Origin of the sequence: Streptomyces sp. NPDC005483, from assembly GCF_040606035.1 — a bacterium.
GTDB lineage: Bacteria > Actinomycetota > Actinomycetes > Streptomycetales > Streptomycetaceae > Streptomyces.
Map to the genome: position 1 here is coordinate 58,102 of NZ_JBEXEA010000001.1, position 16,862 is coordinate 74,963.

The window sequence follows — 16,862 nt, forward strand, 5'->3', positions numbered from 1 at the left end:
TCCGTAACAAGGGGAAGTCGAGAGGGGATTCAGAGCGCGCGCAGGGTCCAGCTCCAGCGGTGGACGCCCGGCGCGACGAGGTAGGAGGCGAAGGTGTCGGGGCCGCACGAGGCGGTGCCGAGGCCGCGGTGGGCCGCGTCGATGTGCACCACGCAGCCCGCCCGCGGGACGAGCTCGTCGTGGTGTGCCGCCTCGGTGAGGTCCGCGGCGCGGTAGCGGGTCACGCCGACCTGGCGGGGTTCGTCCAGGACGACGGTGAGGCCGGTGGCGTCCGGCGCGGAGAGCGTGAAGTGCCGTACACCGTGCCGGCCGCCGCTCTCCTGCGGGCGCAGATAGGGGGTGAACAACTCGTCCACCGGCACCGAGTGATGACCGACCGGCGCCCCGAAGCCGCGGTCTGGATACGACTCCCAGGGGCCCTGTCCGTACCACTCCATCAGGTCGAGCCCGGCGACGGTCTCGAACACGGAGCCCACTCGTGCCACGTCGTGGAGCTCCTCCGGCAGCTCCGCCGACTCCTCGACGAGGATCCCGCCCTCGACGGCGGTGAGGACCTGCACATGGCGGACGACGCCGGCTTCACAGGCGTACTCGGCACGGACGGTGACCCGTCCGGAGGTCTGCCGGATGTGCGCGACCTTGCGCACCAGGGCGTCGAGGCCCCAGTCACGCCAGCGCGGCGCCATGCCGCCCAGTTCGTCGTTGTCGGTGGGGGCCCGCCACAGGGAGAGCGTGGGGGCCGAGGTGAGCAGCGGGTGGACCAGGAGTCCGTCGTCGTCGACCTTGACGGAACGATTCCGCACGGGTGCGGGAGCCTGCGGCACCGCCTCCCGCAGCCTGACCTGCGGCACACACACCACCGTGCCGCGCGGCGCCCACGGTTCGTCCCCCGCGGTCGTCACCCGCAGCGTCAGCCACGCCTCGCCGCCGTCCTCGGGCAGCTCGAACGGCAGCGGCACGGCCGCCGTCTCGCCGGGCCGCAGATCGGGCAGGACGGCGGGCGCGGTCAGGGTGCGGCCGTCGGCCAGCGACAGCTCCCACTCGCCGGCCAGCCAGGCCAGGCCGCGGAAGTGCTGGTGGTTGCCGAGCACGATGCCCTCGTGCCGGAAGCACTCGATGCGCACCGGCGCCGCGATCTCCCGGTGCTCGTACATCACCGGTTTGGGTGTGCGGTCGGGGAAGACCACGCCGTCCGCGATGAAGGCGCCGTCATGGATCGTCTCGCCGAAGTCGCCGCCGTACGCCCAGCGGTGGCCGGGCGCGGCGACACCGTTGTCATAGAGCCCGGCGCCCCCACGCCCGACCGGTCTGCCGTCGTTCACACGCTGCAGGATGCCGTGGTCCCAGAACTCCCAGATGAACCCGCCCTGAAGACCCGGCGTTGACTCGATGGCCGCCCAATGGTCCGCGAGGGTGCCGTTGCTGTTGCCCATGGCGTGCGAGTACTCGCACCAGATCAACGGTTTGGTCTGCCGCCCGGAGAGCGCGTGCTCCACACACTCCTCCAGCGAGGCGTACATGGGGCAGGCGATGTCGGAGGCGTCGCCGCTCGCCGCCCAGTCGAGCTTCGCGGCCCCCTCGTACTGGACCGGCCGCGTCGGATCGTGCCGGCGCACCCATCCGGCGGCCGCGTCGTGGTTCGCCCCGTAGTCGGACTCGTTGCCCAGCGACCAGACGATGACCGAGGGGTGGTTCTTGTCCCGGCGCACCATCCGCGAGACCCGGTCCACGAAGGCGTTCAGATGGCGCGGGTCGTCGGCGATCTCGTGGGCGTGGTCGTGCGACTCGATGTCCGCCTCGTCGACCACGTAGAAGCCGAGCTCGTCGGCGAGTTCGTACAGCGTGGGGTCGTTCGGGTAGTGGGAGGTGCGGATCGCGTTGAATCCGAACCGCTTCAGCGTGACCAGATCCGCGCGCATGTCGTCGTACGACACCGTCCGCCCGGTCAGCGGATGGAAGTCGTGCCGGTTCACGCCCCGGATGAACACCCGCTCCCCGTTGACCAGCAGGTCCCGGCCGGCGATCTCGACGTCCCGGAATCCGATCCGGTGCCGTGAGGTGTCGGTGACCGTACCGTCCGCGCGGTGCAGCCGGAGGGTCAGCGAGTACAGCTCGGGCGTCTCGGCGTTCCAGGTGCGGACGTCCTCGACGACGGTCCGCAGTCGTGCCTCGCCGAGGAAGTCGGAGACCCGGTCGTCCTCCCGGTTGAACCGGTCGAACTCCGCGTCCTGCGCCAACGCGAGACCGTCCAGCTCCCCACTGACGTACCAGCCCTCGGGCAGCGCACCGCCCGCGTGCCGCACCCGGCAGTCGACCCGCAGCGAGCCGTCGAAGGAGGCCCGCACGGTCACATCGGACAGATGCAGCGGATCCGTCGCGTACAGCAGTACCGACCGGGTGATCCCGCCGTGCCACCACTGGTCCTGGTCCTCGATGTGCGAGGCGTCCGACCACTTGACGACGGTCAGCCGTACGACGGCCCGGTCTCCGGCGCGGACCAGTCCCGTCAGGTCGAACTCGGCCGCCAGGTGAGAGTCCTTGGAGATCCCGACGGGCCGCCCGTCGACATGGACGAGCAGGACGCTTTCGGCGGCGCCGACCTGGAGGACGATCCGGCGTCCGGCCCACTCGGCGGGGACGTCCACCTCACGCTCGTACACGCCCGTGGGATTCACCGAAGGCGAGTGTGGCGGGAACTCCGAGAACGGCATGCGGACGTTGAGGTACCGCGGCAGGTCGTCCGTGTCCTGCATCGTCCAGACGCCGGGGACGTGGGCCGACGACCAGGGACCGCCGACCGGCGCGTCCGGAGCTGGCAGCAGCTGGAAACTCCAGTCGCCGTCCAGGGGGAGTGCTCCGGAGCGCCGGTCGACGGCGTTCATGGGCAGCCGCCCCCAGGAGGTCACCTCGGGTGCCTCCCAGGGCCGCAGGGCGATGAGGGGATCGATGGGGCGGGGTGCGTCGGTCATGACCGTTCCGGGGTCGGAGGTGGAGTGGGTTGAGCCGGGGTGTGGCAGGAGTGTCCGTGGCCGTGCAGGACCCGGCCCTGCAGGCCCCAGGCCGGGTCGACGGGGACGCCGAGCCGGTCCAGGACGGTGGGAGCGATGTCGATGAGGCGCGGTGTGTCGAGCCGGGTGCCGCCGGGCATGCCGGGCTCGGCCAGGACGACGAACACCTCGCGCTCGGCGCGGGTGTCGCCACCGTGGCCGCCGGTGTCGAGGTGGCCGTGGTCCGTGGTGACCAGCACGGTCCAGCGCTCCCGCGCGCGGGCGGGGTCGGAGCGCCGGGCGTCGACGGCCGCCAGCAGCCACCCGAGGTGGGTGTCCTGGGTGAGCAGGGCCCGGTCGTAGGCGAGGCTGTGCGGGCCCATGGCGTGGGCGGCCTCGTCGGTGGCGCCGAAGTACACGAACACGGCGTCGGGATCGTCCTCGGTGAGCCAGCGCTGGGCGGTGCGGGCGACGAGGCGGTCCGCGGTGCCGTAGCCCTCCGACTCGCCGTCGTAGCGCACCCGGCGGCCGATGGCGGGGCCGAGGGTGCCGCGCCGGATCAGCTCCGGCCAGGACGCCACCGCTGCGGTGCGCAGCCGGCGCCGGGCGGTGACGGCCCGGGTCAGGAAGTCGGGGTAGCGGCCGTAGTCGGCCCCGGCGAAGTCGTTGCCACGCACTCCGTGCCGGTCGGGCCACACCCCGGTCAGCACGCTCGACCAGCCGGGCCCGGAGTCGGTGTAGGCCATGCTGGTGGACGGCCCGTCCGGGGCCAGGCCGTCCACCTCGCCGTAGGGCAGCAGGCTGGTGCCGTGGGCGCCCGCGGCCATCAGGCCGTGCAGGACGGGTGCTGTGGCCGGCGACCGGGTCAGCAGGTCGTACCGCAGCCCGTCCATGCCCACGACGAGCACCCTGCCGCGTCCGCCGATGTCGTACGTCACCGCCCACCCCTTTCTCACGGCACCGGGTCAGGAGCCCTGTACCGCTCCCTCGGTGGCGCCCGCGATGAACCCGCGGGCGAAGATGCTGAACACGATGACCAGCGGGAGCGCCGCCATCAGGACACCGGCCATGACCATGCTGTAGTCGGTGGTGTGGCCGACGTTGAGCTGGGCGAGCTCCACCTGGAGGGTCACGTGGCCCGGGTCGGTGAGCACGACGAGCGGCCAGATGTAGTCGTTCCAGCAGTTGACGAAGGCGTAGATGGCGAGGAACGACAGCGCGGGCCTGATCATCGGCAGCGCGATGTTCCAGTACTGGCGGAAGAACCCGGCGCCGTCGATGCGCGCGGCGTCGAGGAGTTCGTCGGGCACGCCGTTCTGGATGTACTGGTGCAGCCAGAAGATGCCGAAGGCGTTGGCGAGGGACGGCAGGGCGAGCGCCTTGAGCATCCCGACCCAGCCGATCTTCGCCATGAGGATGAACTGCGGCAGGATCGCCAGCTGCAGCGGCAGCATCATGAACAGCAGCAGCGTGCCGAAGAGCAGCTTGCGCCCGGGGAAGTCGAACTTGGCGAAGGTGAAGGCCGCCAGCGAGTCGATGAACAGCACCAGGGCGGTGGTGACGGTCGCGACCAGCACCGTGTTGAGCATCGACCCGAAGAAATCGATGGTGTTCAGCACGTGCCGGATGTTCTCCAGCAGATGGGAGCCGAACGTGAACTTCGGCGGGCTCTTGTAGATGTCCTGCGTGGTGTTGGTCGCCATGATGATCGTCCACGCGAACGGGAAGACCGAGACCAGGACGGCCACGACGAGGATGATGTGCGCGGTGAGGCCCTTGGGGCGGCGCAGCCGCCTGCCTCCCGTGGCCGGCCGTGCGGTGTCCACTGCCGTCATGGCTTCCTCCCCCGTGTGGTGATGCGCCAGTTGACGGCGACGAGGATGATGATCAGTACGAAGAAGGCCCACACGATGGCCGCGCCGTAGCCGTAGTCGTTGTTGAGGAAGGCCGACTGGTAGAAGTACAGCAAGGTCGTCAGACCCGCCTGGCCCGGGCCGCCGAGGTTGGCGTTGGCGGCGTTGCTGGCGAACAGGACCTGGGGCTCGCTGAAGCTCTGCAGGCCGTTGATCGTCGAGATGATGACCGTGAACAGGATGATCGGCCGCATGATCGGGATGGTGATCTGGAAGAACGTGCGGATGGGCCCCGCACCGTCCATCTTCGCCGCCTCGTAGATCGAGTTCGGGATCGCCTGCAGGCCGGCCAGATAGATGATCATGTTGTAGCCGGTCCACTGCCAGGTCATCAGCAGCGAGATGACCACCTTGATCAGCCACGGGTTGCTCAGCCACGGAATGGGCGAGATGCCGACCACGCCCAGGATCGCGTTGACCAGACCGAAGTTGTTGCTGAACACCGCGCCGAAGAAGATCGCCACGGCGACGATCGAGGTCACGTTCGGCACGTACAGCGCGATGCGGTAGAAGCCCTTGAAGCGGCGCACCGAGTGCAGCAGCGTCGCGAGCGTCAGGGCGCCGAAGAGGGTCGGCACGGTGGACAGCACCCAGATCACCAGGGTGTTGCGGATCGACAGCCAGAAGACCGGGTCGTCCCACAGGAACCGGAACTGCTGCAGGCCCACGAACTGCATGGTGCCCATGCCGTCCCAGCGCTGGAAGGCCAGGTACAGCGAGTAGAAGACGGGGAAGAAGGAGAACGCGGCGAAGATCAGGTAGAACGGCGAGATCGCCAGGTACTGCCGCCAGTACGACAGCGGACCGCGCCTCTTGGGCCGAGCGGCACCCGCGGGCGCGGCGCGCCGCGGGCGGAACCGGGCCGGGCCCGGCCCGCCGCGGTGCTCGGACACCGCGGCGGGACCGGTCACCGGAGGTGACGTCACCTCAGCTCACCCCCTGCCGCCGGGCGATCTGCTTGGCCTGGCTGACCGCGTCCTTCCAGGCGTCGTCGGGCTTCTTGCCCTTGGCCTCGATGTTGGTCAGTTCCGTCTTGTAGGGGGCCATGACAGCGGCGTCGGCCGGGGCCTCGTAGGCGAGCGGAACAGCCTTGGCGGCAGGACCGAAGACCTCGATGATCTTCTGTCCGCCGAAGAAGGCGTCCGGGCCCGTCATGGCCGGCATCGTGTAGGCGGCCGGGGCGGCGGGGAAGATGGCGGCGTCGGTGAAGCCGCGGGCGTCGTTGGCGGGGCTGAGGATCCAGCTGATGATCTTGAACGCCTCTTCGGGGTTGCGGCACTGCTTGGGCAGGGCCAGGTAGGAACCGCCCTGGTTGGCCGGTCCGACGGGCATCGGGCACACCCGCCACTTGCCCTTGGTCTGGGGGGCGGCCTGCTCGATGTCCAGCGCGTGCCAGGCCGCGCCGAGCTCGGTGAGGAGGGTCTTGCCGACGGCGGCGTTCCAGGTGTTGTCGTTGATCTTGGCGTCGAGGCCGAGGGTGTAGGGACGCACCGACGTGGTCCACGCGGCGCGGATGTGGTCCTGGTCGCCGATGAAGTGGTTGTCCTTGTCGATGAACCGCTGGGTGCCCTGGCCGACGGTCATGTCGAACATGGAGCCGAGGTTGTTGACCAGGTAGGTGCCGGGGTTCTTCTTCTGCAGCTCGGTGCCGAGCTGGAAGTAGTCCTCCCACGTCTTGACCAGCGCGGCGACCTTGGCGGGGTCGGTGTCCACCCCGGCCTTGGCGAAGAAGTCCTCGCGGTAGAACATCGCGGTGGGGCCGATGTCGATCGGGAAGCCGACCTGCTTGCCGTCCTCGGTCTGGGCGAGCTTGGTCTTCCAGTCCAGGTACTGCGACGACAGCTTCTTGAAGCCGAGGTCGTTCAGGTCGAGGAAGCGGTTGGCGTTGGGCAGGAAGGACGCGATGTCCTCGCCCTTGATGCCGGTGATGTCGGGGACGGAGGTGCCCGCCGCGAGGGTGGTGGTGAGCTTCTGCTTGAAGTCGCCGCCGATGGACGCCGAGGTCAGCTTGATCTGGCTGCTGAAGTGGGTCTTCGCCTCCGCGACCACCTTGTCGCTGAGCGCGCCGCCCCAGTACCACAGGGTGAGGTTCTTGCCGTTCTTGGTGCCGCTCGAGCCCGAGCCGCCGCCGCAGGCGACGGTCAGTCCGGAGGCGGCCGCGGTGAGCGCGGCGGCCTGGAGGAAGCCTCTACGAGAAAGGTCCACGGGTCACTCCTGTTGTTCCTGTTCGTGGTGCTGAGGGGCGTTGGACTGTGGGGGCGTTGTGAGGGTCAGTGCTGCCGGGGCGGGGTGACCGGGGCGTGGCGCACCGGCGGGCCGACGTCCGCCGGCAGGCGGTCGGCCAGGAAGCCATATGTCTTGCGCAGGTCGGGGTCGGTCAGGGCGCGCCACCAGCGGTCGACGCCGTACCAGCCGGGGGCCGCGAGGGCGCCGCCGTGGTGCTGGACGGACAGTCCGGCCGCGAGGACGGCGAACCGCAGCCGTTCCTCCAGGGGCCAGCCGCCCAGGGAGGCGGCGACGAACGAAGCGCCGAAGACGTCACCGGCGCCCGTCGCGTCCAGGACGTCGACCTGGAGGGCCGGGACCTCCGCGTACTCGCCGGTGACCTGGTCGACGGCGACCGCGCCGTCCCCGCCGCGGGTGACGACGGCGACCGGTACCAGCTCGGAGAGCGTGCCGAGCGCCGCGATCGCGCTGTCGGTCCGGGTGTAGGCCATCGCCTCGGTCTCGTTCGGGAGGAAGGCGTGGCACAGGGCCAGCTGGTCCAGGAGGTCCTTCGACCACTCCTGGGTGGGATCCCAGCCGACGTCCGCGTAGATGTGGGTGCCGTTCGCGGCGGCCTTGGCGAGCCAGGCGCGCGGCTCGGCCTCCAGGTGGACGAGGGCCGTGCGCGCCTCGGGCGGGTCGCCCATCAGCGTGTCCTGGGAGTACGGGGGTTCCTGGCCGTGGGTGACGAGGGCCCGGTCGTGGCCGGCGGCCAGTGAGACGGTGACCGGGGTGGGCCAGCCGTCCGCGGTGCGGGAGAGCGAGAGGTCGATGTCCTCCTGGTCGCACAGCACGTCCCGGCAGTACTCGCCGTAGAAGTCGTCGCCGAAGGCGGTGGCCAGCCAGGTGCGCAGACCGAAGCGGGACGCGGCGACCGCCAGGTTGGCGATGCCGCCGGGGCCGCAGCCCATGCCGGCCGTCCAGATCTCCTCGCCGGGCGTCGGCGGCTTCCCGAGGCCGGTGAGGACGAGGTCGTAGAAGAGCAGCCCGGTCAGGAGCACGTCGGGCCTGTCGTCGTCCACGCGAAGAGCCTCTCGTCAAAACTCGTCAATTTCGATGACCGGAATCGTGCGCTGATCCGCGAGATTGGTCAATACCCGAGCAGAACTGAGCATGGATTTGATTGAAGATGACGAGTAGTGTTCACGCCGTGCTGGCAGAACGACGACACCAACTCATCCTGCGGGCCCTGCGCTCCGGTGGCCCCGCATCCGTGACCGATCTCTCCGAGCAGCTGGGTGTGAGCCCCGCCACGATCAGGCGCGACCTGGTCAGGCTCGAGGAGGACGGCATGCTCACGCGCGTGCACGGCGGCGCCGTCGTGGAGGAGGGCGACCAGCCCTTCGCCGAGGTCGCCGAGGTGCGCGTGTCCGAGAAGGACGCCATAGCCGAGCGCGCCGCCGCCATGGTCGCCGACGGTCAGTCGGTGCTGCTGGACATCGGCACCACCGCCTACCGGCTGGCCCGCCAGCTGCACGGCCGCCGCCTCACCGTGATCACCAGCAACCTGGTGGTCTACGAGGAGCTCGCCGACGACGAGGGCATCGAGCTGGTGCTGCTCGGCGGCATGCTCCGCCGTGAGTACCGCAGCCTGGTCGGCTTCCTCACCGAGGACAACCTGCGCCAGCTGCACGCCGACTGGCTCTTCCTCGGCACCAGTGGAGTGCGCCCCGGTGGGCAGGTGATGGACACGACGGTCGTCGAGGTGCCGGTGAAGCGAGCCATGATCAAGGCCGGCGACAAGGTCGTCCTGCTCGCCGACGCCGCCAAGTTCCCGGGTACGGGCATGGCGAGGGTCTGTGGTCCCGAGGACCTGGACGTGGTGGTCACGAACGCTCCGGCCGACCCGGTGACCCGAGCCTCCCTGGAGGAGGCGGGCGTCGAGGTGGTCGAGGCAGGAAAGGTGCAAGATTGAACCCCCTCCCTCGGAATCGAAGGAGATTCCTGGCTCATACCGCTCGATCGCTCAGTAGGCGATCGAGTCTGACGCGATCATCACCAGCCGGGTCGAAACCAGCCCGGGTTCTGGGAGCAAATGCAAGGGGACAGCGCGTGCTTGGTTCTCGCAACGCACTTCACGGAGCTCATCCGCTCATGCGGGTAGAGGTCTCCCGGCCGGTCGGACAGCGCTCCTGCGAGGGAGGTAGCCGGTGAAGCTGACGATTCTGGGCGGCGGCGGGTTCCGCGTGCCGCTCGTGTACGGCGCCCTCCTGGGCGACCGCGGCGAGGGCAGGGTCACCGAGGTCGTGCTCCACGACCTGGACGCCGGCCGGCTCTCCGCGGTGACCCGGGTCCTCGCCGAGCAGGCCGCCCGGGTCGAGGACGCCCCACGGGTGAGCGCCACGACCGACCTCGACGAGGCCCTGCGCGGCGCCGACTTCATCTTCTCCGCGATCCGCGTCGGCGGCCTGGAGGGCCGGGCCGAGGACGAGCGGGTGGCCCTCGCGGAAGGTGTCCTGGGCCAGGAGACGGTCGGCGCGGGCGGCATCGCCTACGGACTGCGGACCGTGCCGGTGGCCGTGGACATCGCCCGGCGCGTGGCCCGCCTCGCCCCCGACGCCTGGGTCATCAACTTCACCAACCCGGCAGGACTGGTCACCGAGGCCATGTCCCGCCACCTCGGCGACCGGGTCATCGGCATCTGCGACTCCCCGGTCGGCCTCGGCCGCCGTATCGCGCGCGTGCTCGGCGCCAACCCCAACGAGGCGTGGATCGACTACGTCGGCCTGAACCACCTCGGCTGGGTCCGCGGCCTGAAGATCGCCGGCCGGGACGAGCTGCCCCGCCTGCTCGCCGACCCCGACCTGCTCGGCTCCTTCGAGGAGGGCAAGCTCTTCGGCACCGACTGGCTCCAGTCGCTCGGCGCGATCCCCAACGAATACCTGCACTACTACTACTTCAACCGCGAGGCCGTCCGCGCCTACCAGCAGGCCGAGAAGACCCGCGGCGCCTTCCTCGCCGACCAGCAGGCGCGGTTCTACGACGAGGTCGGCGCCCCCGGCGCGAAGGCGCTGGACGTCTGGGACCGCACCCGCGCCGAGCGCGAGGCCACCTACATGTCCGAGAACCGGGAGACGGCCGGAGCGGGCGAGCGCGACGCCGACGACCTCTCCGGCGGCTACGAGAAGGTCGCCCTCGCCCTGATGCGGGCCATCGCCCGTGACGAGCGCACCACCCTCATCCTCAACGTCCGCAACCAGGGCACGCTCGCCGTGCTCGACCACGACGCCGTCATCGAGGTGCCCTGCCTCGTCGACGCCAACGGCGCTCACCCCGTCTCCGTCGCGCCGCTGCCCGACCACGCCACCGGCCTGGTCTGCTCGGTCAAGGCGGTGGAGCGGGAGGTGCTGGCCGCCGCCGAGTCCGCCTCGCGCACGACCGCGGTGAAGGCCTTCGCGCTGCACCCGCTGGTCGACTCCGTCAACGTCGCCCGCAAGCTGGTCGAGGGCTACACCTCGGTGCACCCGGGGCTCGCGTACCTTAAGTAGCGTCCCTTATCGGAAAGCGCTTTCCCCTCGCTTCACGGCCTCACCAGCTCGCCCTCTCCCTCCCTGGAGACCTTTCATGCACGACGAACGCCGCCGCATCGAGGAGCGCGTCCAGCGCGCCCACGACCAGCGCATCAAGCCCGCGGTCTACGCGGCCACCGTCCCCTTCGAGGTCGAGGCCTGGCAGGCGCCGGGCGAGCCGGTCTCCTTCGAGGAGGCCGCGGCCGCCCGCTACACGCCCTTCGCGATGGACACCCCGTGGGGGCCGCCCTGGGGCACCACCTGGTTCCGGATGCGCGGCCAGGTGCCCGCCGAGTGGGCCGGTAAGCGCGTCGAGGCCGTCATCGACCTCGGCTTCGTCGGCGACTGGCCCGGAAACCAGGCCGAGGCCCTGGTCCACCTGGCCGACGGCCGTCCCCTGAAGGCCGTGAACCCGCTCAACCAGTACGTCCCCATCGCCAACCCGGCGACCGGCGGCGAGCAGATCGACTACCTGGTCGAGGCCGCCTCCAACCCGGACATCCTCAAGGACAACTTCTCCAAGGTCACGCCGATGGGCGACAAGCTCACGGCCGGCTCCGCGCCCCTCTACACCTTCCAGCGCGCCGACCTCGCCGTCCTCGACGAGGAGGTCTTCCACCTCGACCTGGACCTCCAGGTGCTGCGCGAGCTCATGGTGCACCTCGCCGAGCACGAGCCGCGCCGCCACGAGATCCTGCATGCTCTGGACCGGGCCATGGACGCCCTCGACCTGGACGACGTCTCCGGCAGCGCCGCGGCCGTCCGCGAGGTCCTCGCGCCGGTGCTGGCCAAGCCGGCCCACGCGAGCGCGCACACCATCTCCGGTGTCGGCCACGCGCACATCGACTCCGCGTGGCTGTGGCCCATCCGCGAGACCAAGCGCAAGACGTCCCGCACCTTCTCCAACGTCACCGCGCTCGCCGACGAGTACGACGACTTCATCTTCGCCTGCTCCCAGGCCCAGCAGTACGAGTGGGTGCGCGACAACTACCCGCACGTGTGGGCCCGCATCCAGGAATCGGTGAAGAAGGGCCAGTGGGCCCCGGTCGGCGGCATGTGGGTCGAGGCCGACGGCAACCTGCCCGGCGGCGAGGCCATCGCCCGCCAGCTCGTCCACGGCAAGCGGTTCTTCATCGAGCACTTCGGCATCGAGACCAAGGGCGTCTGGCTGCCGGACTCCTTCGGCTACACCGCCGCCTACCCGCAGCTCGCCAAGCTCGCGGGCAACGACTGGTTCCTCACCCAGAAGATCTCCTGGAACCAGACCAACAAGTTCCCCCACCACACCTTCTGGTGGGAGGGCATCGACGGCACCCGCATCTTCACGCACTTTCCGCCCGTCGACACCTACAACGCCCGCTTCAGCGGCGAGGAGATGGACCGCGCGGTCCGCAACTACTCGGAGAAGGGCGGCGGGCAGCGCTCGCTGGCCCCCTTCGGCTGGGGCGACGGCGGGGGCGGCCCCACCCGCGAGATCATGGAGCGGGCCCGACGCCTGGCCGACCTGGAGGGCTCGCCCAAGGTCGTCGTCGAGCACCCGGACGACTTCTTCGCCCAGGCCCGCGAGGAGTACCCGGACGCCCCGGTCTGGGTCGGCGAGCTCTACCTGGAGCTGCACCGCGCCACCTACACCTCCCAGGCCCGCACCAAGCAGGGCAACCGCCGCTCCGAGCACAAGCTGCGTGAGGCCGAGCTGTGGGCGACGACCGCCGCACTGCACGCGCCGGGCTACTCCTACCCGTACGACAAGCTGGACCGGCTGTGGAAGACGGTCCTGCTGCACCAGTTCCACGACATCCTGCCGGGCTCCTCGATCGCCTGGGTGCATCGCGAGGCGGAGGCCGAATACGCCCGTGTCGCCGAGGAGTTGGAGGTGCTGACCGCGGAGGCGGTGGCCGCGCTGGGGGCCGGTGGCACCCGGGTCTTCAACACCAGCCCGTTCGACCGGGCCGAGGTGGTCCGCACCCCCGAGGGGGCGCCGGCGTACGTCGAGGTGCCCGCGAACGGCTCCGCGCCGCTGACCGTCACGGAGCCCGCCCGGTCCGTGAAGACCGAGGGCCGGGTCCTCGACAACGGCCTGGTGCGCGTGGAGGTGGCGGAGGACGGCACGCTGTCGTCCGTCCGGGATCTGCGCTGTGACCGGGAGGTGCTGGGCGACAAGGGCAACCTGCTCCGCCTGCACACCGACCTCCCCAACTACTGGGACGCCTGGGACATCGACAAGCACTACAACAACCGGTACACGGACCTCCTGGAGCCCACCTCGGTCGAGGTCGTCTCCGAGGACCCGCTGCTGGGCGCGATCCGCGTGACACGGTCCTTCGGCAAGGGCTCGACGATCACCCAGACCATCACCCTGCGCGCCGGCAGCGCCCGCATCGACTTCGAGACCGACATCGACTGGCACGAGGCCGAGAAGATCCTCAAGGCCGCCTTCCCGGTGGACGTCCGGGCCGCGCACTCCTCCGCGGAGATCCAGTTCGGCCACGTCCAGCGGCCCACGCACACCAACACCAGCTGGGAGGCGGCCCGCTTCGAGGTCTCGGGCCACCGCTGGGTGCACGTCGGCGAACCGGGCTACGGCGTCGCCGTCCTGAACGACTCCACCTACGGCCATGACGTCTCCCGTACGGTCCGTGAGGACGGCGGTACGACGACCACGGTCCGGCTCAGCCTGGTCCGCGCCCCGCGCATCCCGGACCCGGAGGCCGACCAGGGCCGGCACCGCTTCACCTACTCGCTGCTGCCCGGCGCGAGCATCGAGGACACCGTCGCCGAGGGCTACTCCCTCAACCTCCCGCTCCGGGTTGCGGACGCGGCCGGTGCCCCCGAGCCGGTCGTCTCGGTCGACGGCCAGGGCGTGACCGTCGAGGCGGTCAAGCTCGCCGACGACGGCTCCGGAGACGTCGTGGTCCGTCTCTACGAGTCGGGCGGCGGCCGCGCGAGCGGTGTGCTGCGCACCGGTTTCCCGCTGGCCGGCGCCCAGGTGACCGACCTGCTGGAGCGCCCGCTGGAGGACGCCGCCGTCGAGGAGGGGGGCGTGCCGGTCTCGCTGCGCCCCTTCCAGGTGCTGACGCTCCGGCTGCGGAGGGGCTGACCCGTGCCGATGCAACCCTGGTTCACCGACGCCAAGTTGGGGATCTTCATCCACTGGGGCATCTACGCCGTGGACGGCGTCCAGGAGTCCTGGTCGTTCTACGACGACATCGTGCCGCACGACCGGTACATGTCCCAGCTGGAGCGCTTCACGGGGGCGAAGTACGACCCGCGCGCCTGGGCCGACCTGTTCGCCCGGGCGGGCGCGAAGTACGCGGTGCTGACGAGCCGTCACCATGACGGAGTGGCCCTGTGGGACACGGAGTTCGGCGACCTCAACCTGGGCAGGGACTACCTCGGCCCCTACGCCGAGGCCCTGCGCGAGAAGGACCTGAAGGTCGGCCTCTACTACTCGCACTCCGACTGGAACCACCCCGACTACGCCTCCACGCGCAAGCCGGGCCGCCCGCCGGAGCAGGAGGACAACCGCTACTCCGAGGTCGCCGCCGAGGACGAGGACCTGGCGGCCTGGGAACGGTTCATCGCCTACCGGGACGGCCAGATCCGGGAGCTCGCCTCCCGCTACCGGCCCGACCTGATGTGGTTCGACGGTGAGTGGGAGCGCAGCGAGGAGCAGTGGCGCATCCCCGAACTCGCGGCGCTCATACGGTCGTACGTGCCGGACGTCGTCTTCAACGCGCGCATGCTCGGCGAGGGCGACTACGCCACCCCCGAACAGGGCGCCCCCATCGAACCGCCCGCAGGGCCCTGGGAGCTGTGCCTGACGATCAACGACTCGTGGGGCTTCCAGCACCAGGATCACAACCACAAGTCCCTCGCCCAGCTGATCCGCTACTTCACCGAGACCATCGGCGGGGGCGGCAACCTGCTCCTTGACGTCGGCCCGAGGGAGGACGGGACCATCCCTGAGCCCCAGGTCGAGCGCCTGGAGGGGCTGGGGGAGTGGATCCGCAAGCACTCCGAGGCGGTGTACGGGACCGTGCGCGGGCTGCCCGCGGGGCACCACTACGGACCCAGCACCCTGTCCGCGGACGGCCGGACGCTCTACCTGGTGCTCTTCGACGCGCCGCGTGCCGAGATCGGGCTGCGGGGACTGGTCACCCCGGTCCGCAGGGTCACCGTCCTCGGCACCGGCAGGGAACTGGGCCACCGGATGGTCGGCGGACTCCACGAGGCCGTGGGCATCGTGTGGATCGACCCGCCCGCCGAGGCCGACCTCGATCCGTACGCCACGGTGCTCAAGGTCGAGCTGGACGGAGAAGTGGAGCTGTACCGGGGGGCGGGCCGGTCCTGATACCGGGCGGGTGCCCGCCGGCCGCCGGGCCGGGCGGGCACCCGTTCGCTCAGCCGGTGAATCCGGCCGTGATCGAGGTGAACTGCCAGGTGCTCTGGCTGATGCCGGAGCAGTTGCTGACGACTCCGCCGCCCGGGCACGGCCGGTCGCGGTTGACCGACCAGAAGGCGAGCCGGGCGATGTGACGGGAGTTGGCCCAGTCGCGGATCTGGGTCCAGATCGCCGGGGTCGTGCTCTCCTGCTGGTCGGAGAGACCGTTCATGCCGGAGATGCCGATGTGGGAGTACGCGGTGGCGTCGTCCCAGCCGAAGGTGGACTTCAGCTTGGCCTTCAGCCCGTCCGCGGCGTTCACGGTGTTGCCGTACATGTCGGAGCCGCCGCCGAAGTCGAACGGCATGATGGTGAAGACGTCGATGTTCGCGCCCAGCGACTGCGCCTGCTCGATGAGCCGGTTGCCGTAGTAGGTCGGGCCGGTCGTCGAGGTGCCGAAGGTGACGATGGTCTTCAGGCCGGGGTTGTTGGCCTTGACCGTCTTCAGCGCGGTCAGGATCCTCGCCTGCACGGCCTCGTTCTCGAACTCGTCGGTGTTCTCGATGTCCATGTCGATCGCCTTGAGCGAGTAGGCGTCGATCACCTTCTGGAGGGCGCCCGCGAGCGCGCTCGCCGAGGAGCAGTTGGCGCCGAGCTTGCTGCCCTGCCAGCCGCCGAACGAGGGCACGATGTCACCACCGGCGGCACGGATCTGGTTGATGGCGGTCTGGTCGACACCGCCGGTCAGCGGCCGGCTGCCGTCCCAGGCGGGATTGCAGCCACCGGAGTCCAGCACGAACGCCATCGTGAACCACTTGACGTCGGTCGCGCTCATCACCGTGCTCGGGCTCGGCGGATCGCCCCAGCCCTCGTACAGATAGGGCGCGGCCTGCTTGAAGCCGGTGCCGCCCCCGCCGCCCGCGTCGGTCGTCACGCTCACGGAGTTGGAGGCCCCGGAGGTGTTGCCGGCCGCGTCGCGCGCCTTGACGGTGAAGGTGTACGACGTGCTGGGCGACAGCCCGCTGACGGTGGCGGACGTACCCGAGACGGCGAGGACGTTGTTGGAGCCGCTGTAGATGTCGTAGGCCGTGACGCCCACGTTGTCCGTCGAGGCGTTCCACTTCAGTGACACGCTGGACGACGTCTTGCCCGTGGAGGCGAGCCCCGTCGGCGCGCTCGGCGCCTGGGTGTCCGAACCCCCACCGCCGGGGCCGTCGAGGCTGATGTCGTCGGCGTAGTAGGTGCCCTGGGCGTACCAGCCGTGGACGTAGACGGTGGCGCTGGTCTGCGCGGCACCGGTGGTGAAGCTCGTGGTGAGCTGGCTGTAGGCCGAGGGGGAGCTCGTCCACGTGGAGGAGCCGCCGTTCACGCCGAGGTAGACGTAGGAGCCGCGCACCCAGCCGCTGAGCCGGTAGGTCGTGTTCGGCTGGACGGCGACGGTCTGGCTGCACTGGGCGTTGTCGCTCGAACTCACCGCGCCCTGAAGGGCTTTGGTGCCCCCGTGCACGGGGGAGGAGACGACCGAACCGAGGTTGCCGGTGCAGGTCCAGGGGGAGAGACCGCCGGACTCGAAGCCGGGGTTGGGCAGGACGTTGGCCGCCTGGGCCGTGCCGGGAAGCGCGATGGCTCCGGCGAGAGCCAGTACGGCGGAGCCGAGGAGAGCGACAAGTCTGGGACGTCTGAGTGGGTTGCGCACGCGATCTCCCTGAAGATATGGGGGTGTTCGGGAGTGCAGAGAGGTGGTGCAGGGGGTGCGCAACCAAGTTGGTATGGACCAATAGCCGTGTCAAGAAGAACGGCGAGATTG

Annotated in this window: 11 protein-coding genes; 4 read left to right on the forward strand and 7 right to left on the reverse strand. The window is 70.2% G+C overall.

Translation table 11 applies throughout. The annotated features are described in order from the left end of the window. Positions 1-29: 29 nt before the first annotated feature. From ABZT06_RS00265 to ABZT06_RS00290, 6 genes are all read right to left on the reverse strand, one after another. Positions 30-2,969 carry a glycoside hydrolase family 2 TIM barrel-domain containing protein gene (locus ABZT06_RS00265; protein ID WP_355732515.1) on the reverse strand — a complete coding sequence of 980 codons (2,940 nt, stop codon included), beginning with the start codon at positions 2,967-2,969 and terminating at the stop codon, positions 30-32. Then, the gene (locus ABZT06_RS00270) at positions 2,966-3,925 is read right to left on the reverse strand and encodes an alkaline phosphatase family protein (protein ID WP_355732518.1); all 960 of its coding nucleotides are present in this window, start codon (positions 3,923-3,925) and stop codon (positions 2,966-2,968) included. Before ABZT06_RS00270 ends, ABZT06_RS00265 begins: the two co-directional genes overlap by 4 nt. Positions 3,926-3,952: 27 nt before the next feature. Continuing rightward, positions 3,953-4,822, reverse strand: coding sequence for a carbohydrate ABC transporter permease (locus tag ABZT06_RS00275; protein ID WP_355732521.1), 870 nt, complete (start codon positions 4,820-4,822; stop codon positions 3,953-3,955). Then, positions 4,819-5,793, reverse strand: coding sequence for a sugar ABC transporter permease (locus ABZT06_RS00280; RefSeq protein WP_355734036.1), 975 nt, complete (start codon positions 5,791-5,793; stop codon positions 4,819-4,821). Before ABZT06_RS00280 ends, ABZT06_RS00275 begins: the two co-directional genes overlap by 4 nt. Positions 5,794-5,827: 34 nt before the next feature. After that, on the reverse strand, positions 5,828-7,105 hold the full coding sequence (locus tag ABZT06_RS00285; protein ID WP_355732523.1) for an extracellular solute-binding protein: 1,278 nt from the start codon (positions 7,103-7,105) through the stop codon (positions 5,828-5,830). A gap of 65 nt (positions 7,106-7,170) precedes the next feature. Then, a complete protein-coding gene (locus tag ABZT06_RS00290; RefSeq protein WP_355732526.1) occupies positions 7,171-8,187 on the reverse strand; it encodes a carbohydrate kinase family protein in 1,017 nt (338 codons plus the stop codon). Positions 8,188-8,315: 128 nt separating this feature from the next. Here ABZT06_RS00290 and ABZT06_RS00295 point away from each other — a divergent pair, with 128 nt between their 5' ends. The 4 genes from ABZT06_RS00295 (at position 8,316) to ABZT06_RS00310 (ending at position 15,025) form a co-directional block, all read left to right on the forward strand. Next, complete coding sequence (locus ABZT06_RS00295) at positions 8,316-9,080, forward strand: DeoR/GlpR family DNA-binding transcription regulator (RefSeq protein ID WP_355732529.1); 765 nt, start codon at positions 8,316-8,318, stop codon at positions 9,078-9,080. Between the two features lie 235 nt (positions 9,081-9,315). Continuing rightward, positions 9,316-10,653 carry a 6-phospho-beta-glucosidase gene (locus ABZT06_RS00300; protein ID WP_355732532.1) on the forward strand — a complete coding sequence of 446 codons (1,338 nt, stop codon included), beginning with the start codon at positions 9,316-9,318 and terminating at the stop codon, positions 10,651-10,653. Positions 10,654-10,729: 76 nt separating this feature from the next. Beyond that, positions 10,730-13,771 carry a glycoside hydrolase family 38 C-terminal domain-containing protein gene (locus ABZT06_RS00305; protein ID WP_355732534.1) on the forward strand — a complete coding sequence of 1,014 codons (3,042 nt, stop codon included), beginning with the start codon at positions 10,730-10,732 and terminating at the stop codon, positions 13,769-13,771. A 3-nt stretch (positions 13,772-13,774) separates the two neighbouring features. Next, positions 13,775-15,025 carry an alpha-L-fucosidase gene (locus tag ABZT06_RS00310; RefSeq protein WP_355732537.1) on the forward strand — a complete coding sequence of 417 codons (1,251 nt, stop codon included), beginning with the start codon at positions 13,775-13,777 and terminating at the stop codon, positions 15,023-15,025. A gap of 49 nt (positions 15,026-15,074) precedes the next feature. On the opposite strand, the gene ABZT06_RS00315 is transcribed toward ABZT06_RS00310, so the two are convergent. Continuing rightward, positions 15,075-16,751, reverse strand: coding sequence for a carbohydrate binding domain-containing protein (locus ABZT06_RS00315; RefSeq protein ID WP_355732540.1), 1,677 nt, complete (start codon positions 16,749-16,751; stop codon positions 15,075-15,077). Between the last annotated feature and the right edge of the window lie 111 nt (positions 16,752-16,862).